Source organism: Vibrio splendidus, assembly GCF_024347615.1.
GTDB classification, from domain to species: domain Bacteria; phylum Pseudomonadota; class Gammaproteobacteria; order Enterobacterales; family Vibrionaceae; genus Vibrio; species Vibrio splendidus.
Map to the genome: position 1 here is coordinate 360,550 of NZ_AP025508.1, position 22,285 is coordinate 382,834.

Sequence of the window (22,285 nt, forward strand, 5' to 3'; positions counted from 1 at the left end):
GTATAATCAGTATTCGCTAGGCAGTTAGAGGCTCATTATGGATAACAGCCCCATCTCCAAAGGCTTTACTCTGGTAGAGCTGATCATCGTTATCATTATCCTCGGTATTATTTCAACTTTTGCCGCGAGTCGCTTCGCTGGAACCTCTAGTTTTTCTACCTTTGCTGCCCAAGAGCAGGTCATCTCTGTTATCCGTCAAATCCAAGTTAATCGAATGCAATCAAACGTTTCCGCTGCTAATGACAGCTTTCGTCTTGCTATCAATAGTGATTGTCTAGGTTCAGTTACGGCATGCAGTCTAAATCTATCGAATAGCGCTCAAAAATCACAAGCTGATGCGCGTAGTGACTATGTACGTGAGTCCGATATTTCATTTTCTCCAGCGAATACAATTATCGATTTTGATTTATTGGGTAATCCTTCGGTGAGCGCTGGGGTTAATATTACTATTAATTCAAATGCCTCTAGTAATAGCGCTCAGGTGTGTATTAATTCTCAAGGCTATGTGCGTGAAGGGACGTGCCTATGATTCGCTCACGTGGCTTTACTCTAATTGAAAGCATTGTTGCGATTATCGTATTGGGCATTGCGATGGTCACTATTACCAGCTTTTTGGCACCACAAGTTGCAAGCTCGGCCGATCCACATTATCAAAACCGTTCAGTGGCGTTAGGGCAGAGTTTGATGAATCAAATTTTGGCGCGTGGCTTTGACGAACATAGTGACTTTGATGGTGGTCTGGTGCGCTGTGGTGATGCAGGTGCGACCGCTTGTTCTGCTCCCAATGAACTCGGAGTGGATGGTTCAGAGGCAACCCCCGCAGCTTTCAATGATGTTGATGACTATATCGGTTGTTGGTACACCGATACAACAGAGTCAGCGTGTGTCTCATCAACGAAGTACCCGCTCGCTAATATCCTAGACGAAAATATTGAAGACAGTTATGCCAATTTTCGTGTTGAGGTTTCCGTGTTTTATGATCAAAACATGGACGGTGTTAACGATAATACTATTGGTACGATGAAGCGCGTTGAAGTACAGATCTTTGGTGGTAATAACCGCTACAGCGTGATTGCCTATAAGGGGAACTACTAATGAAGCAACGTGGTTTTACTCTAATAGAAATGATCGTAACCATTGTTGTGGTTGCCGTCATCGGTCTCGCTATCGCAGGTTTTGTTGAATATGGCATGAAAGGGTATGTTGAGACTATTGACCGGCAAAAGGTGCAAGTGAAAGGGCAATTTGTTGTTGAGAAAATGTCGCGAGAAATCAGTCACGCGGTTCCCAACAGTTTTGATTCGAGTATTACCTCTACTTCGGCCTTTGCTCAAAAATGTCTCACCTTTTATGCTATTAAATACTCAGGCTTTTATCACCTTGATGAATCGACGGATGAGCTTGATTTTATTATCGGGCAAGACTCGCCCACGTTAGATGCCGGCGATTACCTCATTATTAATCCCACCACTTATTCTGAATTTGGATCTGGTTCGACTAAACGGATTTCAGTCTCAGGTTTAGTTTCCACGAGTCATGTGTTTACCGCTAACTCTGTTAGCCTTAGCAGCCAGTCTATTGCTCAACGCCATTATATTTACGATGAGAGTGCTTCGGTGAGTTACTGTTTAGTGAATGATACCGTTCAGAACCAAGGCCTAATTCAGCGCAATGGAATCACCGTTGCGGATAGCATCAATTATGCTCAAAGTAACTTCCGCTACGAAGAGCCAAGCTTGCAGCGAGGTGGCGTGATTCACATCGATCTTGTGCTTGAGCAAAACAGTGAAGTAAGCGTTTACCAACAAGATGTACAGGTACTCAATGCGCCATAGTAAATCATCCCAACAAGGCAGTGTTTTGGTCGTCGCGATATTTGTTATTGTGGTGATGGGCTTCCTTGCGACTTCTTTAGTACAAGTTCAGTGGTCAAATCACGATACATTGACACGTAAGCAGCTTGGAACTCAGGCTTGGCTGCTTGCACACTCCGCGAATGAGTGGGCACTTACTCAAGTTTATCCACTAACGGTTTCGCCTGCGGTTTCAACCAGTGTGAGCACTGTGTGTAGCAACTTAAACTCAAACCAAGTGAGTAGTGGTATGTCGACTATCTGTACCGTCGATGAGTTAACTTGCAGTCAGATCGGAGTGTTAGATGGTGTTGGCTTTTTCAAAATAGAATCTACTGCCATTTGTGGTTCAGGTATTAACCAAGTGCAACGAATTCAAGAAGTTTGGGTGAAGGAGTAGTTATGATAAAGCATTTCTCTGTATTGTTAGTTGCGCTTTTTTTATCACCATTAGTGCAAGCTAGTATTAATACAAACCCTCAATTTGAGTTTGGTACGATTTCCGCTGATAAATGTACTGTTTCCGGACCGTCAGTAAGTTGCGAGCTTGATTTTGGTAATACCTATACGTCACCTCCGCTTGTTTTTGTTATGGCAACTGTCAACTCTAGTCGCTCAAATTTTAATTCAAACACAACTGAATATCCTTCAGATTTGCGTGTTATGTCAGTATCGACATCTGGAGCATCTGTGAAGCAACTCCTCCCTCCTACCACAAAGGCGTGTGTAAGAATGAAACCCGGAGGGAAATGTGGCAACCCTAATAACAGTGGACATAAAGTAGTTACTTATGTTGATGCTCCCATGGAAAATATCGACTATTTGGTTATTGAACCGGGAGTGCTTGAATTCGATAACGGTGCAAAAATCGTTGCGGGTGAAGTTAGCTACGATAAAACATATTCTAATGCAGGGGGCTGGGGAAATAATAATAAGACAGTGCGTTTTAGTGATTTTGGATTAAACCAAAGCTTTAATAGCTCTCCTGGTGTGTTAGTTCAAATTCAAACCGTTCAGAATAACGTTAATGGTTCTCCATTGTGGTTGACTCCTATAGCGTTAAACCCCTCTCGCTCTTCGTTTTCTTTGGTACTTGACCGATCAGAGGTTAGTCGTAATGGCTATTCAATAACTCCAGAAAAGGTTGGTTTTGTCGCAGGATTAGGACAAGGTTTTGTTAATGGTCGTAAATTCTGGCTTGGTCAAGGCTCAACGAAACAAACAACAACCTTGAATGACAATATAATTAAACCGATTACTGAGGGGTGCAAACTTGTCAGCCCTTTTTCAGTATCAGGCTTTACTTCTACACCGACTTTGCTTGCATCTAAAAGAACTCGGAATGGTAACAATGGTGGCTGGCTGCGTAGATGTTCGGTAAGTAAAACGGGCGTCTCTCTTATCAACGAAGAGGATATGACTAAAGACCCTGAAAGAGGGCATGTTGTTGAACCTTTTTCTTACTTCTTATTTGATAAACCGCCATTGTCTGAAATCTGTGAGTTGTTTCCATCGCCCGCTCAAACATGGACTAGTAATAACCAAGCATCGATAACCATTGAAAATAATGCAAATATATCAGGAGCTCCTATATCGGGAGGCAAAAGATATATTGGCTTTGCTCAATCTGACGTAACTGATCGTAAAAGCAAAGGTTGTGATGGGACGGAGTGTTTTGGTGATACCGGGTTGCGTGTAACTAAACAGCAATTAGAAAGCTTTCAAGCTCCAGATTCTGGTTTGGAAACAGTAACGGTACAGAACAACCAAACGAGAATTTTTCAAAATAACGAATCTATTGGTACATTAACTATAAATAATAATGCGACATTGGTTTTTAAAACAGGGACGTACTGGATTGATAGTATTAATGCCATTGGCGACATAGAAATACCTCCGGGGAATACTGTTGAAATACATACGAAAGGCTTTGCTTTAAGTAATGGTTCTAACTTCTCGGCACTAGATAACGGTGAATTAACGGTTTACGTTCACGATCTTAGTTATAACGGTGGCGTTATCCATTCTTGGGTTGATTTAGCAAACAACTCCAAATTTGTCGGTTTATTGTACAGTGAAAAAAACGTTATCTTGAGTAATAACGCAGTGGTTGAAGGGGCTGTTACTGCGAAAAGCATAACCTTAAATAATGGTTCTGAGATCATAGCTACGAACAAGTGTTTTGAGCCCGCAGATGATTACGAGATAGATATCTCCCCGGCAACCGATTTAGCTTTGATGTGTGGCGACGACTCCCCTCAATTTACCATTAATACCTCTAATAATGGTGTGGCTGAAAGTCTAAGCGTTACCGTAGTTATTACGCCAGACGCTGATGAATTCGACGTTTCTGTACTACAAGGACAAGGACAAGGTTCAGGTACTTACCCTAATTATGTTTCAAATGATGATGGTGAATTAACTTTAAAAGTTGTCGCTAAAGATACTGCCAATATTGATTTTGATACAGGCTATAAGCTAACAGCGACATTAGTCGATGATTCTGGCAAAGAGGTCGAAAGTCAGTTCAAGTTCGTGCCATTTAAATTCTCTTTAGTGGATGGCAATACTCCAACAAATCGCCTTGACGTTATTGCGGGGAAGGCTACACCGACAGTAACTAAAGTTTTAGCGTGTGATTCTGGTGATTCAATCGTAGTTGCTGAAAACTATGTGGGTGAAGCTGGGGATGAAGTTACTATTGCTCATGAGCTTGATAGCTCTTGGAGTGGTTCCGATGGTTCGCTGACTTATTTACCTGAGTTCAAAAAAGGCAGCGCCTCAACAGACTTAACTATTTCTGAATCAGGTCTTTTCAATGTTACTTTAAAAGACAGTAGCTTTGATTGTACTGGTTTCGCTGGTTGTCCCGAAGATGGGAATTATGATGTAGAGGGAAGTTTCTCGGTCTACTCTCGCCCTTGGAAATTTGCGATTTGCACCAACAAGAGCTCAGATGGAAACAGCAACGAGAAAGACTCAGATAGTTTTGCTGCTGCCGGAGTGCCATTTGATGTTTATGCTCGTCCAATAAAGCATACCGATTCATCTGCAGTTTGCACTAATGATAACTTGTTGACGAACAATTACTTTAAGTCGACAGCAAGCGTCGAAGTTACAACGACTTTAGATACACCTCTAATTACGGTTTATCCTGACGCTAAGTTAGGTGATTTAACCCCTGTAGCTCAGCTAACTAAACAAATTTCGTCGAATGACCAGGCGAGTAAAGGTTATAAGTTCGATAGTTTGAAGTACTCAGAAGCGGGTAGCTTTAACTTTATTGCGACAGAAACTGGGAGTTTCTACGGTTCAATTTTAGGTGGCTTATCTGGCAGCAAATCGATAGGTCGCTTTTACCCTAAATACTTTGTGCAAGGTACTCCTGAATGGAATGTCGCCAATCAAAATGATATCGCATACCTAAGTCAATCTTATGACTCCGCAGTTCACCAAGTGTACCCAATGGCATCTGGTGAAAGTGATACGGATAATGTTCTTAATAATTACCGGTTCTTTAATACAGAGTTACAAGCAAAGTTTGGTGTTTTAGATGATAGCAACACTGATAACGGCTTCTTGCTAGATACGGGCTCTGGAACATGGTCAGCTGATCGTAAACATTGGTTGCTTAATGACAATGCAGCTGAGCTTCAACGAGTTGTGGATTCAGATGATGTTAGCCGCAGAGACACACCGTTTAATACGTCAGATGCTAACTCGACTACTACAAACTTTGGCTTAACAATCGAGGGAACAGATCCGGTGTCATTTACGGATTCTGACCCTGTTACCAGTTCGGTAGCTTTCCCAATTCAACCTCCAGCCCGCTATGGCCGAATGGCGCTTGATGATATTGGTGGTAATTCTGGTACTACTCTAACTATTCCACTTCGTGCTGAGTTTTGGGATGGCAGTGACTTTGTTGTGAATGACGATGATGATCGCAGCACCTTTAATGGTTCAAATTTCTGTAAGCAAGTCATTTGGACCAGTAATGCAGTCAAAACTACACTAGCTTCACTCAATGGCAGTGGAAGTGTTGATGATGGAGAGGAAAACGTCACAGCAAATCAAAATACGCTAACAGGTACAGATTCGCCACGTGAGCAAGTCCGTCTGTGGTTAAGAATGGATGACTCTGCACCAACGGCTAAAACTGGTGAAAACCCTGTTGTTTGTTCAGGTAGCGATCAAGATCAACCATGGCTACGTTACAACTGGCGCCAACTAGGTGATGAAGATCCCTCCACCGTTGTCACATTCGGCATCTACCGCGGTAACGATCGTGTGATCTACCGAGGTGAAAGTGGTTTAACAGGTCAGTAAAAATATAATTTTTGCCCCTTAAGTTAGGAATCTGTAAGAAATTGCGGGTTTCAGTCCATGTTTATACTTCAATGCCTTGCCGTGACAGCAAGGCATTGGTACATTTAGTGCAATTTTTGTCTTCTAATTCTTGCAGGATGAGCGAAGAATATGTTTAAAAAACTTCGTGGCATGTTTTCAAACGACCTATCGATTGATTTAGGTACAGCCAATACCCTTATATATGTAAAAGGCCAAGGCATTGTTCTTGATGAGCCTTCCGTTGTCGCTATTCGCCAAGATCGTACGGGGTCTGCAAAGAGTGTAGCTGCTGTTGGTCACGCTGCTAAGCAAATGCTTGGTCGTACGCCTGGTAACATTTCAGCGATCCGTCCAATGAAAGACGGTGTAATTGCTGACTTTTACGTAACCGAAAAAATGCTTCAGCACTTTATTAAGCAAGTGCATGACAACAGTGTGCTTAAACCAAGCCCTCGTGTTTTGGTTTGTGTACCTTGTGGTTCAACTCAGGTTGAGCGTCGTGCTATCCGTGAATCAGCATTAGGTGCTGGTGCTCGTGAGGTTTACCTAATCGATGAGCCTATGGCTGCTGCGATTGGTGCTGGCCTACGTGTATCTGAGCCTACGGGTTCAATGGTGGTTGATATCGGTGGTGGTACGACTGAAGTTGCGGTTATCTCACTAAACGGTGTGGTTTACTCGTCTTCTGTACGTATCGGCGGTGACCGTTTTGATGAAGCGATCATCAACTACGTTCGTCGTAACTACGGTAGCTTGATCGGTGAAGCGACAGCAGAGAAGATCAAACACGAAATCGGTTCAGCTTACCCTGGCGATGAAGTCGATGAGATCGAAGTACGTGGTCGTAACCTTGCTGAAGGTGTACCTCGTAGCTTTAGCCTGAACTCAAACGAAATTCTTGAAGCACTTCAAGAGCCGCTATCTGGCATCGTATCTGCAGTGATGGTTGCACTAGAACAGTGTCCGCCAGAGCTTGCTTCTGATATTTCAGAAAACGGTATGGTACTGACAGGTGGTGGTGCACTGCTTAAAGACCTTGATCGTCTGCTTACTGAAGAAACGGGTATCCCTGTTGTTGTGGCAGAAGAGCCATTAACGTGTGTTGCTCTAGGTGGCGGTAAAGCCCTAGAGATGATCGACATGCACGGCGGCGACCTGTTCAGCGAAGAATAATATCTAGTGTTAGGCTCTTTTCTTATCTAGTTTTATGTAAAGAGCCTAGGACCTTGTCTATAGGATCAAATGTAGCTCTAGGACCAAATATAGAATGAAGCCAATTTTTGGTAGAGGTCCCTCTCTACAATTGCGCCTGTTTTTTGCTGTAATTTTATCAGCCAGCCTTATGCTGGCTGATAGTCGTTTAGATGCTTTCTCAAATGTACGCTATCTATTGAACAGCATGGTTGCACCTATTCAATATGCAGCCAACTTACCTCGTACTATGTTCGATGGTGTCTACGATCGTTTTAGTACTCGTAAAGGCCTAATCGAATCCAACCATAATATTAAACGAGAAGTCTTGCGTCTGAAGAGCGAGCTGATTCTGCTTGAGCAATACCAAGAAGAAAACAAGCGCCTCCGTAAGTTGTTAGGATCTCCGTTTATCCGTGATGAAAAGAAAGTCGTCACTGAAGTTATGGCGGTAGACACTTCACCATATCGTCATCAAGTTGTGATAGACAAAGGTCAGATTGATGGGGTGTATGAAGGTCAACCGGTGATCAACGAAAAAGGCATTGTCGGCCAAGTGACTTTTGTTGCTGCTCACAATAGTCGTGTCTTGTTACTGACTGACGCAAACAACGCAATTCCCGTACAAGTTATTCGCAACGATATTCGAGTGATAGCTTCGGGCAATGGCATGATTGATGAGATCCAACTAGAGCACATTCCAACCAGTACCGATATACAAGAAGAAGATCTATTGGTGACATCTGGACTTGGTGGCGTATATCCAGAAGGTTATCCAGTCGCCTACGTTACTGCTGTTGATTACGACCCGAAACGTGAGTTTGCCGTTATCAAAGCGGAGCCTGTGGTTGAGTTCGATAAGCTCAGATACTTGCTGCTAGTATGGCCTGATGAAAACAAACAGATGCAAGCGGATCAATCCAGCATAGAACAAGCATTGTTAGAGGGTGAAGATGGCCAATAGCGTTTTAAGAAGCAAGGTAGTCATTGGCTGCTCATTTTTAGTAGCCCTTATTCTGCAAACGATTCCTTGGCCTGGTAGTTTGGATCTATTTAGACCATCTTGGCTGCTACTGGTTACCTGTTACTGGGTTTTGGCTCTACCTCACCGTGTTAACGTGGGTAGCGCTTTGATTCTGGGCTTATTGTGGGACCTATTGATAGGCTCGACGTTAGGTATTCGAGGCATGATGATGGCAATCGTTATGTACATTATTGCGATGAATTTCCTAGTCATTCGTAACATGGCGCTATGGCAACAAGCGATGATTATTGCCGCGTTAACGGTATTGTTTGAGGTGTTGATCTTCTTTGGTGAATATTTGATCCAAGATGTCGTTTTCAATCCACTATCGTTATGGAGTGCATTGATAAACTGTATACTTTGGCCTTGGATGTTTCTATTAATGAGACGCGTACGTCGTCATTGGCATGTAAGGTAGAGTGACAATGGAAAAGAAGCATTTAGTTTTGGCATCCGGTTCACCACGCCGCAAAGAACTGCTATCTCAACTTGGTTATGAGTTTTCTGTCCTTGTAACTGATGTTGAAGAGTGTAAACACGCCCAAGAAACCGCCGAAGAGTACGTTAAGCGACTATCTTTAGATAAAGCCTTAGCTGCGTTGTCTTTATTGAAAGATAACCCTTCTGAAAAGCAGCATGTCGTTCCTAGTTCTGATAATGTAGTTTCTAGTGTTGATAATGTAGCTGTTGGCTCTGACATCGTAGCTCTTGACTCTGATGCTATTTCTCTTGATTCTGAAACAGTCGTTCTTGGTTCTGACACAGTCGTCGTAAGCCAAGGGCAAGTGCTCGAGAAACCCACCGATTTTGCTGACTCTAAGCGCATGCTTACTCAGTTAGCAAACGAGCGTCACCAAGTGATGACGGCGGTTTCTGTGGTTTCAGAAGAAAAACAAAGAACAGAAATCATTATTACCGACGTATGGTTTAAACCCCTCAGTGAACAAGAAATAGAACAATACTGGCACACAGGGGAGCCATGCGATAAAGCCGGTAGCTATGGGATCCAAGGTTTGGGTGGGCGCTTTGTTACCCGAATCGAAGGTAGTTATTACGCCGTTGTCGGCTTGCCTTTATATGAAACGGACCAGCTACTGCAAGAATTCTTATAATTACTAATCTGAGGTGCACCATGAGTGCTGAATTGTTGCTGAACGTGACCCCGAGTGAAACTCGCGTGGCCATGATTGAAGGGGGGGCTCTTCAAGAGATCCATGTCGAACGAGATGCTCGACGCGGTATCGTAGGAAATATCTATAAAGGACGTGTAAGCCGTGTTCTTCCGGGAATGCAGGCGGCTTTTGTGGATATAGGCCTTGAGAAAGCAGCTTTTCTACACGCCTCTGATATTGTTCCACACACTGAATGTGTCGCTGAAAACGAAAAGAAGCAATTTCAGGTTCGTGACATCTCAGAGCTTGTTCGCCAAGGACAAGACATTGTGGTTCAAGTCGTCAAAGATCCTCTTGGTACCAAAGGTGCCCGCTTAACGACTGATATTACTTTACCGTCTCGTTATTTGGTCTTTATGCCGGGCGCAAGTCATGTCGGCGTATCTCAACGTATCGACAGTGAGTCTGAACGTAACCGCCTTAAAAAAGTGGTGTCTCGTTACTGTGACGAACATGGTGGCTTCATTATCCGTACTGCAGCTGAAGGCGCAGACTCGAATGAATTGGCACAAGATGCGGCATTCTTGAAGCGATTATGGCTAAAAGTGTTAGAGCGCCGCGGTAAACACAAAGCTCGTACTCGTCTATACGGTGAACTTTGCCTAAGCCAGCGTATCTTACGTGACTTTGTGGGTACTGAGCTGAGCCGAATCCAGGTCGATTCGCGTTTAGAATATGAAAACCTAAAAGAATTTACTTCTGAGTACGTGCCAGAGCTGACTGAAAAGCTTGAGTTGTATGAAGGCGATAAGCCTATCTTTGATATGTACGATACCGAGAACGAAGTTCAACGCTCTTTGGATCGTAAAGTCGAATTGAAGTCTGGTGGGTATCTGATTATCGACCAAACGGAAGCGATGACGACCGTCGACATCAACACCGGTGCCTTTGTCGGTCGTCGTAATCTAGAAGAGACGATTTTCAACACCAACGTAGAAGCGACGCAAGCCATTGCTCGTCAGCTGCGTTTGCGTAACTTAGGTGGCATCATCATTATCGACTTTATCGATATGCTGTCTGAGGAACATCGTAAGCGAGTACTAACTTCTTTAGAGGCGGCGCTAGACAAAGATCGTGTGAAAACCAATATCAATGGCTTTACACAGCTTGGCTTGGTTGAGATGACGCGTAAACGTACTCGTGAAAGTATTGAGCATATTCTGTGTTCGAGTTGTCCTGCCTGTGAAGGGCGTGGCAGTGTGAAGACAGTTGAAACCGTTTGTTATGAAATCCTTCGAGAGATCACACGAGTGAATCGTGCGTATGACGCTGATAAGTTTGTGGTCTATGCGGCAGCTGCCGTTGCCGAAGCACTAGAGGGCGATGAGTCACATGCGCTTGCGGAGCTTGAAGTGTTTATTGGTAAACAAGTTAAAATCCAAGCTGAGCCTCTGTACATACAAGAGCAGTTTGATGTTGTTATGATGTAATGGATATTTTGTGAGTTCAAGCGTTACTCTGATTCTTCGTGCATGTCTATGGTTAGTGGTTACTCTCTTAGTAACGCTAGCCATTGCTGTAACTACACTGCGTGTAGCCTTACCCAATTTAAATAAGTATCAATCTGAAATTGAGCTTTGGGTAAACCAACATTCCGGTTTTGAGTTTTCTATTCAAGATGTGGGCGGTTTTTGGCGTAACACTCACCCTTCTATTGCTCTACAAGGCGTTAAAGCCAGCCTCCCAAATGCAGAAGATGTGACCTTCTCTGTTGAGCGTGTTGAAGTCGAGTTTGACTTGATTCAATCGCTCGTTCAGATGCGTCCCGTTGTGGCCGATCTGGTCATGAATCAAATGTATCTTGATATTCGCTCAATTGATCTGTTTGCTGGAAACGGTACAGACGAACCTAAAGATCCCGGTTCTTCGAAGCGTGTGATGAAAGAGCTGGATAATTTACTATTGAAAACTTTGGTGGATGTGACCGCTAAAGACTCTTCACTTCTCTATCGCTCAGTTTCGGGCGAAGATCGTCAGCTCGATATCGACATTTTAAAATGGCAAAACACAGACAAACATCACCTTGCTGAAGGGGTTGTTAGCATTAAAGACGCCAATCTTAACTCGTTGTCAGTAAGTGCTAACTTTATCGATGGTGGCTCATTAACCGATGTAACCGGTGAGTTCTATGTGAGTGCAGATAACATCTCGGTTAAACCATGGCTAACCCGTTACATGCAGGCTGAGTCTGGTGTTGAAACCGGTACAGTGAGTTTGAATAGCTGGCTGACCTTGAGAAACAGCAAACCAGTGAGTGCGTATGTTGAGGTGTTACCTTCTGAATTGACTTGGAACGAAGATGGCCAACATGATCTGATGCTTGAGTCAGGGGTCTTTAAGTTGTCTCCAATTGATGATGGATGGCAAGTGAATGGTCACTCACTTAATCTCAGAACGGATGATAGGTCTTGGCCTGAGTTAGATGTTGCCTTCAAGTGGAATAAAGGCCCATGGGAACTTAATGTTTCTGAACTTGATGTAGAAACTATTACCCCGTTAATCAAGTTGATGCCAGATTCTGCGCAATCAACCAAAATGATCAATTCGTTGAAGCCTGGTGGCTCCGTTTCTGATATTCGGGTCTCAATGGATACTGGCATCGAAAGCTTACGTTATTCAGCGAGTTTTAGTGATCTTGCCATTGAGCAATGGGAGTTGGTTCCGGGCTTTAGCCAAGTTTCAGGCAGTGTGTTTGGCTCTGCATCTGAAGCGAAAGCCAGTCTGCATGTGATTGATGATGTGTTTCCTTATGGTGACGTCTTTCAAGCGCCTTTGAATATCAAACAAGGTCAGGTTGATATTGTTTGGCAGCAAGATGAAAACGGTTGGAAGCTTTGGTCAGATAAAATCACAGCAGCCACGCCAGATTTACAAGTACTAGGCGCATTTCGCTTGGACTTCCCAAAGGATGCTAGCCCATTCTTATCGTTCTACGGCGAAGCTGATGCTTACAATGTCGGAGAAACATGGCGTTACTTACCTACATTGGCACTAGGACAAGATCTTACCGACTACCTTTCTACTGCGATTCAAGCGGGTAAAGCGGATACCGTAAAACTGTTGTGGCATGGCGATTTGTCTCAGTATCCATACACCAACCACGATGGTATTTTCCAAGTTTGGGTTGGCTTAGAGGACGCTAAGTTCAGTTTTGATACTGCCTGGCCATTGATTACCGATCTTCAACTTGATCTGTTGTTTGAAAATGATGCGATGCATCTGGATTCTCGTTCCGCTCAATTGATGGATGTGACGGCAGACCGAATCACAGGACGCATTCCTTATTTAGGGGAAGGCGGCCATATTGAAATTGAAGCGAAAGCGACGGCTTCAGGTAATGCGGTTCGTGATTACATGACGGCTTCACCGTTGGTTGATTCTGTGGGTGCTGCCCTAACGGCGCTGCAAGTGAGTGGTGATGTATCGTCTGAATTCCAACTCAATATTCCTTTTGATTCCGAAAAAGAGCCAAGAGCGTGGGGTTATGCTGATCTCAAAGATAACCATGTAGAGATTGAAGCGCCGCCAATGGTGCTTGAAAATACCACTGGGCGTATTGAATTTGATAATGATGTGATTACGGCCAACGGTCTCGCTGCCGATTTATTAAAGCAAGGTATTTCCGTTGACTTTAAAGGGCTCAACGATGGGCCTGGATATGCCGTTGATATCGATGTATTGGGCGATTGGGACGTTAAGCCTTTAGAGCCTTATGTTGGTGAACAGTGGTTGAGCCGATTGTCAGGTCATGCGCAATGGCAAAGCCAGATTGATATTCAACTTAATGACATCGGGTTTACTTACCAATTAGATTTACAGTCAGATCTTAGATATTTGGCGAGTGATTACCCGTATCCATTGGCGAAAAAATCATTAGAAAGTGGTTCTGCAAGGCTTCAAGCCTCGGGCAACCAAGAGTCGATTACCGCGCGTCTGCAACTGCCAAACACTAAATACCAAGCTGAGATTGATATTACCGGCGATGTTCCTGAGTTAACGGCGACCAACTTAGTGCTGGGTCGTGGTGGCTATAAAATTAGCCCTGTCGTTGGGCATCATGCGTTGATTCGTACGGATAAATTTAATGCTGATGATTGGTTATCAGTGGTGATGGAGCCAGTGCAACCGTCAGATGCAATACTTAGCCAAATGAACACGCCAACCATTCCAGCGCCAAGCCGTATTACCTTTGAGAGTAAAGAGCTGATCTTAGGTGGTATTTCTTGGAATGATGTCGACTTTAGCGCCCGCAAGAACAAACAAGCGTGGCAAATGGAAGTGTCTAGCCAAGAGATCGAAGGAGATATTAATTATCTGCCTCCTTACGACTTAACCGTTTCTCTGGATCGCCTGCACCTGTTTGTTCCTGAATGGAGCGATAAGAAAAACCAAGAGCAACTACTGCAACGTAAAGAACAAGAAGCACCATTGATCTCTAAGCTAGATAGAGAGATTTATGATGCGATGCCTAATCTGAAGTTAGCGCTGAACGATTTTTGGCTACAAGGCTATAAGGTCGGTACCGTCGATGTTGAGTTAACTAGACAAGACGATCGGCTTGAGTGGAGCAAGATTCAAGTTCGTAGCGGGAGCAATAAAGCCGACGTGAGTGGCTGGTGGGCACTGAATGGTGACAAGAGTCACTCATCGCTAACCGTTGATATTGAAGGTGAAAACAATAGCGAACTCATGGAGCGCTTCGGCATTACATCCGGAATTCAAAAAGCGCCGTTCGAGTTAGAAGGTCAACTGAACTGGGATGGTTCGCCTTGGGGGATCAAAATGGATACCCTTGATGGCAACGTTAAAACCAAATTTGGTAAAGGTATAATCTCGGATGTCAGTGGCGCGGCTCGATTGCTGGGGTTGTTTAGCCTAGATTCCATTATCCGTAAGATGCAGCTCGATTTCTCGGATGTGTTTGATAAAGGCATGGCATTCAATAGCATCACAGGAACGGGCAAGATTCAAAATGGTATCTTCCTGACGAACGATCTGAATATGGATGCGGTCGCTGGTGAGATGAAGATCAAAGGAATCGCTAACCTCAACACGCGCTTGGTCGATGCTGAGGTGAACTTTACTCCTGATATTACCTCGGGCATTCCAGTATTAACGGCCTTTGCGGTAACGCCTCAAACGGCGCTGTATGTATTGGCGGTGACTACGGTTATATCGCCGGTGGTTGAAGTCTTTACTCAAGTGAATTACTCGGTAAAAGGCCCATTGGATTCACCTACGGTGAGTGAGCTTTCTCGTAGTTCTGGCGAGTTCCAGCTACCCGAAAAATTGAGAAAATTAGCTGAGTAGTTGATAACAAGCCAGTCGGTTAATATACGGTCAAATGCCGATTTCTGAATCATAATGAATAGAGGAGCGAGACACATGGATAGTGTTGGGTTGATTCAAATGACATCTGGCTCTAGCCCTGAATTGAACCTTGCTTACCTTGCTCAAGAAGTAGCAAAGTGCAAAGCGTTGGGGGCTAAGTGGGTTGTGTGCCCTGAAAACGCGTTAGTTTTTGGCAGTAAAGCCGACTATCACCAGTATGCTGAGCCTCTAAATGATGGCCTACTACAAAAGAAATTATTTGAGTTAGCCAAGCTTCACCGAATGTGGATCGTTGTCGGTAGTATGCCGATAAGCTCAGCTGAAGGCGTGACCACTACAACCCTAGTGATTGATGACTTTGGGTGCCTAGTTGCTCATTACGATAAGCTACACATGTTTGATGTGGATGTCGCCGATGCGCACAAGTGCTATCGAGAGTCGGATATTTTCACGCCGGGTGAACGAGTTGTGACGACGGAAACGCCTTTTGGTCGCTTAGGTTTGAGTATTTGTTATGATGTGCGCTTTCCTCACTTGTATTCAGAGTTACGCAAGCAAGGTGCACAAATCATAGTGGTACCAGCAGCGTTTACTGCGGTAACGGGTCAAGCGCATTGGGAAGCATTATTAAGATGCCGCGCGATCGAAACACAATCGTGGATTGTCGCGGTGGGGCAAGGGGGAAAGCACCCTTGTCAAAGAGAAACATGGGGACACTCAATGGTGGTTGATCCATGGGGACGAGTGGTCGCACAGCTAGACCAAGATCCTAAAAGTATGGTGGTTGAGATAGACACATCCAGTTGCGAATCAATCAGGCAAAATATGCCAATCGCGCAACACTCTCGATTTACCAATAAATTTTAATTACAAACAAGAGCCATTTATGAGCATTAATCAAATTGAAGAAGCGCTACTTACCCCAACAGGGCTGACGGAGCAAAATATCGCAGATACATTGGCGAGCATTGCTACCCGCCAAATTGATTATGCTGATATCTACTTTCAGTCAAGCTGGCACGAGTCATTAGTGCTAGAAGACAGCATTATTAAAGACGGCTCTTTCAATATCGATTGTGGTCTTGGTGTACGAGCAGTCTCTGGTGAAAAAACCGGTTTTGCTTACTCTGACCAAATCCAATTGGATGGCCTTAAACAGAGTGCAATCGCGGCTCGCGGTATCGCTAAGCAAGGCCAAAACGGCAAGGTACAAGCTTTCAAGCGCAACTCTAACCAAGCTTACTATGACGCGGTAAACCCGCTAGCAAGCTGGGAAAAGCAGCAAAAGACAGAATTGCTTAAAGCGCTTGATGCTTACATTCGTACTAAAGAGCCGATGGTGACTGAAGTATCGGTAAGCTTAAGTGGTGTACATGAGCAGATGCTGGTTGCGGCAACTGATGGTACTTTCGCTGGTGATATTCGCCCGCTGGTTCGCTTGTCTATTAGCGTACTTGCTCAGAAAGGCGATCGTCGTGAACGTGGCAGTGCTGGTGGCGGTGGTCGTTTTGGTTACGACTTCTTCTTAAGTGATGCTAATGGTTCTCAGGTTGCTTATCAATTTGCTGATGAAGCAATCCGCCAAGCGTTAGTTAACCTTGAAGCGGTTGCTGCACCTGCTGGTGCAATGCCTGTCGTTCTTGGTTCGGGTTGGCCGGGCGTTCTTCTACATGAAGCGGTAGGCCACGGTTTAGAAGGTGACTTCAACCGTAAAGAGTCTTCAGTATTTTCTGGCAAAGTGGGCGAGCAAGTCACATCAAGCCTATGTACGATTGTTGATGACGGTACATTAACGGATCTACGTGGTTCATTGAACGTCGATGATGAAGGCGTTAATGGCCAGTACAACACGCTAATCGAAAACGGCATCCTAAAAGGTTACATGCAAGATAAGCTTAATGCTCGTCTAATGGGTGTAGCGCCTACAGGTAATGGTCGTCGTGAGTCTTATGCACACCTTCCTATGCCGCGCATGACCAACACTTACATGTTGCCAGGTGAGCATACTCCTGAAGAGATTATCTCGACGGTTGAAAGAGGCATCTACGCGCCGAACTTTGGTGGCGGTCAGGTGGATATTACTTCTGGTAAGTTTGTGTTCTCCGCGTCTGAAGCGTACATGATTGAAAACGGTAAGATCACTCACCCAGTGAAAGGTGCAACGCTAATCGGTTCGGGTATCGAAGCGATGCAGCAAGTGTCTATGGTGGGTAACGACCTTAGCCTTGACCGTGGTGTTGGTGTGTGTGGTAAAGCCGGCCAAAGCGTACCAGTCGGTGTTGGTCAACCAACATTGAAACTAGACTCGTTAACGGTTGGTGGTACTGAGTAATTCAGACCAACTTCAGCAAATTTGTGATAGCAAGCTAGTTGAAATTACAGTTTCAGTTGCAGTTAAAGTTAAAGTTAAAGTTAAAGTTAAAGTTAAAGTTAAAGTTAAAGTTAAAGCTAAAGCTAAAGCTAAAGCTAAAGCTAAAGCTAAAGTTAAAAGCGCCTCCAATGTGAGGCGCTTTTTTGTTTCTGGGCTTTCTGTCTCTGGGCTTTTCTGTTTATGGAGTACGATTTACTAAACCGACCGTTACATGTTCTCTTCAGCAAACTCGGCCAGTCGACTTCGTACCACACCATTGAGGTGAATATTGGCACTGCCTTCGAAGTCTTTAAAACGCTCGACCATGTAGGTTAAGCCTGAAGTTACAGGAGTTAAGTAGGATGAATCTATCTGAGCGAGGTTTCCTGAACAGACGATCTTGGTGCCTTCACCACAACGGGTGATGATGGTTTTGATTTGTGAAGCGGTGAGATTTTGACACTCATCCAAAAGGACAAAGGCATTTTGAATTGAGCGGCCTCGCATGAAGTTAATCGATTTGAACTGGATATTGGCTTTGTCACAGATGTACTTCATTGACCCTTCGGTGCAGTGATCGTTCTTGTGCAGAGCTTCCAGTGTATCGGTCACCGCCGCTAACCAAGGCAGCATTTTCTCTTCCTCGGTGCCGGGAAGGAACCCAATCGACTCACCGATATCGGGCGTGTTTCGGGTTACGATGATCTTATCGAATTGTTTACGCTCTATGGTTTGTTCAAGTGCGGCAGCCATGGCTAACAGTGTTTTACCACTACCTGCAGCGCCCGTTAGAATCACCAGATCGATGTCAGGGTCGAGCAGTGCATCAATCGCCATCCCTTGATAGACATTCTTAGGTGTAATGTCCCATGTCTTGCGGTTCATTAACCTTTCTCTACTGAGATCTCTGAGCGTAATGCGTTCGGCCTCAATCTCTTCTACACGACCAGCAAAGTCACTTTCTTCGTCAATCACATATTGGTTGAGGAAGGTTGGGTCGAAAGGTGCTCTCGCTAGGGTGTGCAGCGTTTTTCCGCCTAAACTTCTACTCTCGACGTTATCGACGCCATCCCAGAATGAGCCTTCGAGTTGTTGAAAGCCTTTAGTGAGGTATTGGATGTCATCAATCAATTGGTCGGTTTGATAGTCTTCAACAAAGCGGACCCCAGCGCCTTTGGCTCGTAAGCGCATGTTGATGTCTTTAGTGATAAGAACCACTTCGCGTGGCGCGCGTTTGTTTTGAAGGTAGAGGACTGCGTTGAGGATTCGGTTATCGCCTGCCTTGTCATCGGCGAACGCTTTGATGCTTTCTTGAAGTTCGTAATCAGCGAGTATTGAAATACTGCCAGATGCGTTTATGTCTTTAGAAAAAGGAATGCCTTCCGATATTTGGTCTGGTGTGGCTTCCCTGAACAAGTCTTCGAGCGTTCGAATCGCAATTCTCGCATCTCGAGCAACGTCTCTTTTACTGTCTTTGATTCTGTCGAGTTCTTCTAGCACGGTCATGGGGATAACGACATCGTGCTCTTGGAAAGAAAATATAGCGAAGGGTTCGTGAAGTAGGATATTAGTGTCTAAAACAAATAGCTTCCGGTTGGTCTCGCCCATAGCATCTCCTTGCCGACGTGCGGCTTGCCTTGCATTCATTGAACGTAGATAAAGCTCATATAAAGATTAGTATCTCATTCCGGTGATAGTCAACTACTCACCTAAACTTCATCTAGAGAAATATCGCCATATCGTTGTGAATGAATATGGCGTATTCGTTTGAGAGCAGCAATCTGCTACCTATAGATTACCCATGATTTTTTGACAGTTTGATTGCACTGGCGAAAACAGAAAAAAAGTATGAAATCATCTCCTTTAGGCGTGACCTAAATCACAGCATCGAGTAAGATTAGCGACCTTTTTCTGCACCATTTTCTCGAGATATTTATTATTAAGAGCGCACTTAAAAAGTGGCTGCAAACTAGGCATCTTTAGCTATATTTTTAGTTCAAGCGCGATAACGCTCTTGTTTAAAACTGCAGTTAACATGACCAAATTCCAACTATAAGATTGAGGTAGTCGATTCATGACATTTGCTTTGGGGCAACGCTGGATAAGCGATACGGAGAGCGATTTAGGTTTAGGTACCGTTGTAGCAATGGATGCTCGAACAGTGGCAGTAATGTTTGCAGCATCAGAAGAGAATCGTGTCTATGCACGCACTGATGCTCCCGTAACCCGAGTAACGTTTAATGTTGGCGATGTCATCGAATGCCAAGAAGGTTGGTCTCTAACTGTCGAAGAAGTTATCGAAGATAAAGGGCTACTGACTTATTTGGGCACTCGTGAAGACACTCAAGAGACAGAGGTGACTCTGCGTGAAATATTCTTAAGCAACCAGATCCGCTTTAACAAACCGCAAGATAAGCTGTACGCAGGTCAAATCGACCGTATGGATAACTTTGTGCTGCGTTACCGCGCGTTAAGCAATCAATACCAACAACATAAGAGCCCGATGCGTGGCTTGTGTGGTATGCGCGCTGGTTTGATTCCTCACCAGTTGTACATTGCTCATGAAGTAGGTCGTCGTCACGCACCACGCGTTTTACTGGCTGATGAAGTGGGTCTAGGTAAAACCATCGAAGCAGGCATGATCATTCACCAACAGGTGTTGTCTGGCCGTGCTGAACGCATTCTGATTGTGGTACCTGAAACGCTACAACACCAATGGCTTGTCGAGATGATGCGTCGTTTCAATCTACACTTTTCTATCTTTGATGAAGAGCGCTGCATTGAATCTTTTGCTGAATCAGATAACCCATTTGATACTCAGCAATACGTTCTGTGTTCACTGGATTTCCTACGTAAGAGCCGCAAGCGCTACGAGCAAGCACTTGAAGGTGAGTGGGATCTGTTGGTTGTCGATGAAGCGCACCACCTTGAGTGGAGCCAAGATAAGCCAAGCCGCGAATATCAAGTGGTTGAAGGATTAGCTGAAAATACTTCTGGCGTACTGCTACTGACAGCAACCCCTGAACAGCTGGGTCGTGAGAGTCACTTTGCACGTCTGCGTCTGCTTGATCCTGATCGCTTCTACGATTACGAAGCATTCGTGGAAGAAGAAGACCAATACGCCCCTGTTGCTGATGCAGTAACGGCATTGTTCTCTGGCGTGAAGCTTGAAAACAGCGCGAAGAATCAGATCACAGAGCTTCTATCTGAGCAAGATGTTGAGCCTCTATTCCGCGTTATCGAGGGCGATAGCAGCGAAGAAGAGCAAGCGTTAGCTCGCCAAGAACTGATTGATAATCTTATGGATCGCCATGGTACAGGCCGTGTTCTATTCAGAAACACACGTGCTGCAATCAAAGGCTTCCCTAAGCGTAATGTAAACCTACTGCCGATGGATATTCCAACGCAGTACACTACCTCGATGCGTGTATCAGGCATGATCGGTGGCAAAATGGCCCCCGAAGCTCGTGCGATGAAGATGCTGTACCCAGAAGAGATCTTCCAAGAGTTTGAAGGTGAAGATTCAAGCTGGTGGCAGTTCGACTCACGCGTTAACTGGTTGATTGAAAAGATTCAAGATAAGCGTAGCGAGAAGATCCTAGTGATCGCGTCGCGTGCGAGTACGGCTCTGCAACTGGAACAAGCTCTACGTGAGCGTGAAGGAGTGCGTGCAACGGTATTCCACGAAGGCATGTCGATTCTAGAGCGTGATAAAGCGGCGGCTTACTTTGCTCAAGAAGAGGGTGGCGCTCAGGTTCTTATCTGTAGTGAAATCGGCTCTGAAGGTCGTAACTTCCAGTTTGCTAACCAGTTAGTGATGTTCGATTTGCCATTCAACCCAGACTTGCTTGAGCAACGTATTGGTCGTTTGGACCGTATCGGTCAGCTGCGTGATATCGACATTCACGTTCCTTACCTAAAAGGCACGTCGCAAGCGATTCTAGCGCGTTGGTTCGATGAAGGTCTGAATGCATTTGCAGAGACGTGCCCTACAGGTCGCACAGTTTACGATAAGTATTCTGATGTACTGATCGAAATGCTGGCATCTGGTAATACCGAGCAGCTTGATGAAGTGATTGAAGAATCAGCGAAGCTAAACCAAAGCCTGAAATCGGATCTAGAAAAAGGCCGAGATCGCCTACTAGAAATGCACTCAAATGGCGGCGAAAAAGCGCATGAGATTGCAGAAAAGATCGCGTCGACTGACGGTGATACTAATCTAGTGTCTTTTGCACTGAGTCTGTTCGATACCATTGGTTTGAACCAAGACGATAAGGGTGAAAATGCGCTAGTTGTAACGCCATCTGAGCACATGATGGTTCCAAGCTACCCTGGCCTACCTTATGAAGGTGCAACCATCACGTTTGATCGTGAAACTGCGCTGTCTCGTGAAGACATGAACTTCATTAGCTGGGAACACCCAATGATTCAGGGCGGTATTGATCTGCTATTGAGCGAAGGTGTGGGTGCGTCTGCGGTATCGCTATTGAAAAACAAAGCGTTACCTGTTGGTACTATCCTGCTTGAGCTGGTTTACCTTGTTGATGCACAAGCGCCAAAGCGCAGCGGTATCAGCCAGTTCTTACCTAAGACGCCGATTCGTTTGATGATGGATGGTCGTGGTAACGATTTATCTGCTCAGGTTGAGTTCGATAGCTTTAACCGTCAACTGAGCCCTGTGAACCGCCACCTGGCAAGCAAGTTGGTGAATTCAGTACAGGGTGAAATTCACAAGCTAATTGAAGCCGGTGAGACGCATGTGCTGCCGAAGGTTGAAGAAGTTCGTCAGCAAGCCCAGAAAGATATGCAAACCAACTTGAACGGTGAGCTAGAGCGTCTACAAGCGCTTAAAGCGGTAAATCCTAACATTCGTGATGAAGAGCTAGAAGTTATCGAAGCTCAAATCAATGAACTGACGGGTTACATCAGTAAAGCTCAGGTTCAGCTGGATTCGTTACGCTTGATTGTGGTTTCTCACAACTAAGCCAAGAACTCGAATATCGCTAGCTTGACG

General features: G+C 44.7%; 16 protein-coding genes. 15 read left to right on the forward strand and 1 reads right to left on the reverse strand.

Features of this window, described 5'->3' with window-relative positions; all coding sequences use genetic code 11:
• Positions 1-37: 37 nt before the first annotated feature.
• From OCU90_RS01705 to OCU90_RS01770, 14 genes are all read left to right on the forward strand, one after another.
• A complete protein-coding gene (locus OCU90_RS01705; protein WP_017096099.1) occupies positions 38-529 on the forward strand; it encodes a prepilin-type N-terminal cleavage/methylation domain-containing protein in 492 nt (163 codons plus the stop codon).
• The gene (locus OCU90_RS01710; RefSeq protein ID WP_017086989.1) at positions 526-1,095 is read left to right on the forward strand and encodes a type IV pilus modification PilV family protein; all 570 of its coding nucleotides are present in this window, start codon (positions 526-528) and stop codon (positions 1,093-1,095) included. Before OCU90_RS01705 ends, OCU90_RS01710 begins: the two co-directional genes overlap by 4 nt.
• Complete coding sequence (locus tag OCU90_RS01715; RefSeq protein ID WP_061025058.1) at positions 1,095-1,835, forward strand: prepilin-type N-terminal cleavage/methylation domain-containing protein; 741 nt, start codon at positions 1,095-1,097, stop codon at positions 1,833-1,835. Before OCU90_RS01710 ends, OCU90_RS01715 begins: the two co-directional genes overlap by 1 nt.
• Complete coding sequence (locus OCU90_RS01720; protein WP_061025056.1) at positions 1,825-2,253, forward strand: hypothetical protein; 429 nt, start codon at positions 1,825-1,827, stop codon at positions 2,251-2,253. The genes OCU90_RS01715 and OCU90_RS01720 overlap by 11 nt, the downstream gene beginning before the upstream one ends.
• Before the next feature lie 2 nt (positions 2,254-2,255).
• Entirely contained in the window at positions 2,256-6,182 is a 3,927-nt protein-coding gene (locus OCU90_RS01725) for a DUF6701 domain-containing protein (RefSeq protein ID WP_061025055.1), read from the forward strand.
• 150 nt (positions 6,183-6,332) lie between these two features.
• On the forward strand, positions 6,333-7,376 hold the full coding sequence (locus OCU90_RS01730; RefSeq protein WP_004735928.1) for a rod shape-determining protein: 1,044 nt from the start codon (positions 6,333-6,335) through the stop codon (positions 7,374-7,376).
• Between the two features lie 94 nt (positions 7,377-7,470).
• Entirely contained in the window at positions 7,471-8,358 is an 888-nt protein-coding gene (gene mreC / locus OCU90_RS01735; RefSeq protein ID WP_004735927.1) for a rod shape-determining protein MreC, read from the forward strand.
• Positions 8,348-8,836, forward strand: coding sequence for a rod shape-determining protein MreD (gene mreD, locus OCU90_RS01740; protein WP_004735926.1), 489 nt, complete (start codon positions 8,348-8,350; stop codon positions 8,834-8,836). Before mreC ends, mreD begins: the two co-directional genes overlap by 11 nt.
• Positions 8,837-8,843: 7 nt before the next feature.
• Positions 8,844-9,530: a Maf family nucleotide pyrophosphatase gene (locus OCU90_RS01745; RefSeq protein WP_061025053.1), complete on the forward strand. Its 687-nt coding sequence runs from the start codon at positions 8,844-8,846 to the stop codon at positions 9,528-9,530.
• A gap of 20 nt (positions 9,531-9,550) precedes the next feature.
• Positions 9,551-11,020, forward strand: coding sequence for a ribonuclease G (gene rng / locus OCU90_RS01750; RefSeq protein ID WP_004735923.1), 1,470 nt, complete (start codon positions 9,551-9,553; stop codon positions 11,018-11,020).
• A 10-nt stretch (positions 11,021-11,030) separates the two neighbouring features.
• The gene (locus OCU90_RS01755; RefSeq protein WP_061025051.1) at positions 11,031-14,900 is read left to right on the forward strand and encodes a YhdP family protein; all 3,870 of its coding nucleotides are present in this window, start codon (positions 11,031-11,033) and stop codon (positions 14,898-14,900) included.
• Positions 14,901-14,975: 75 nt separating this feature from the next.
• A complete protein-coding gene (locus tag OCU90_RS01760) occupies positions 14,976-15,788 on the forward strand; it encodes a carbon-nitrogen hydrolase family protein (protein WP_061025049.1) in 813 nt (270 codons plus the stop codon).
• 19 nt (positions 15,789-15,807) lie between these two features.
• Positions 15,808-17,253, forward strand: a complete 1,446-nt coding sequence (tldD, locus tag OCU90_RS01765; protein ID WP_017090478.1) for a metalloprotease TldD — start codon at positions 15,808-15,810, stop codon at positions 17,251-17,253.
• Complete coding sequence (locus OCU90_RS01770) at positions 17,240-17,491, forward strand: hypothetical protein (protein ID WP_061025047.1); 252 nt, start codon at positions 17,240-17,242, stop codon at positions 17,489-17,491. The genes tldD and OCU90_RS01770 overlap by 14 nt, the downstream gene beginning before the upstream one ends.
• Before the next feature lie 8 nt (positions 17,492-17,499).
• Here the strand turns inward: OCU90_RS01770 and OCU90_RS01775 are convergent, their stop codons facing one another.
• A complete protein-coding gene (locus OCU90_RS01775) occupies positions 17,500-18,879 on the reverse strand; it encodes a PhoH family protein (RefSeq protein WP_004735919.1) in 1,380 nt (459 codons plus the stop codon).
• A gap of 466 nt (positions 18,880-19,345) precedes the next feature.
• Between OCU90_RS01775 and rapA the strand changes: the two genes are divergently transcribed.
• Positions 19,346-22,255: an RNA polymerase-associated protein RapA gene (gene rapA / locus OCU90_RS01780; protein WP_061025045.1), complete on the forward strand. Its 2,910-nt coding sequence runs from the start codon at positions 19,346-19,348 to the stop codon at positions 22,253-22,255.
• Positions 22,256-22,285: the final 30 nt, after the last annotated feature.

Coding starts and splice junctions, on each gene's coding strand:
- OCU90_RS01705 (WP_017096099.1), top strand. CDS start 38: ATGGATAACAGCCCCATCTCCAAAGGCTTTACTCTGGTAGAGCTGATC.
- OCU90_RS01710 (WP_017086989.1), top strand. CDS start 526: ATGATTCGCTCACGTGGCTTTACTCTAATTGAAAGCATTGTTGCGATT.
- OCU90_RS01715 (WP_061025058.1), top strand. CDS start 1,095: ATGAAGCAACGTGGTTTTACTCTAATAGAAATGATCGTAACCATTGTT.
- OCU90_RS01720 (WP_061025056.1), top strand. CDS start 1,825: ATGCGCCATAGTAAATCATCCCAACAAGGCAGTGTTTTGGTCGTCGCG.
- OCU90_RS01725 (WP_061025055.1), top strand. CDS start 2,256: ATGATAAAGCATTTCTCTGTATTGTTAGTTGCGCTTTTTTTATCACCA.
- OCU90_RS01730 (WP_004735928.1), top strand. CDS start 6,333: ATGTTTAAAAAACTTCGTGGCATGTTTTCAAACGACCTATCGATTGAT.
- mreC (WP_004735927.1), top strand. CDS start 7,471: ATGAAGCCAATTTTTGGTAGAGGTCCCTCTCTACAATTGCGCCTGTTT.
- mreD (WP_004735926.1), top strand. CDS start 8,348: ATGGCCAATAGCGTTTTAAGAAGCAAGGTAGTCATTGGCTGCTCATTT.
- OCU90_RS01745 (WP_061025053.1), top strand. CDS start 8,844: ATGGAAAAGAAGCATTTAGTTTTGGCATCCGGTTCACCACGCCGCAAA.
- rng (WP_004735923.1), top strand. CDS start 9,551: ATGAGTGCTGAATTGTTGCTGAACGTGACCCCGAGTGAAACTCGCGTG.
- OCU90_RS01760 (WP_061025049.1), top strand. CDS start 14,976: ATGGATAGTGTTGGGTTGATTCAAATGACATCTGGCTCTAGCCCTGAA.
- tldD (WP_017090478.1), top strand. CDS start 15,808: ATGAGCATTAATCAAATTGAAGAAGCGCTACTTACCCCAACAGGGCTG.
- OCU90_RS01775 (WP_004735919.1), bottom strand. CDS start 18,879: ATGGGCGAGACCAACCGGAAGCTATTTGTTTTAGACACTAATATCCTA.
- rapA (WP_061025045.1), top strand. CDS start 19,346: ATGACATTTGCTTTGGGGCAACGCTGGATAAGCGATACGGAGAGCGAT.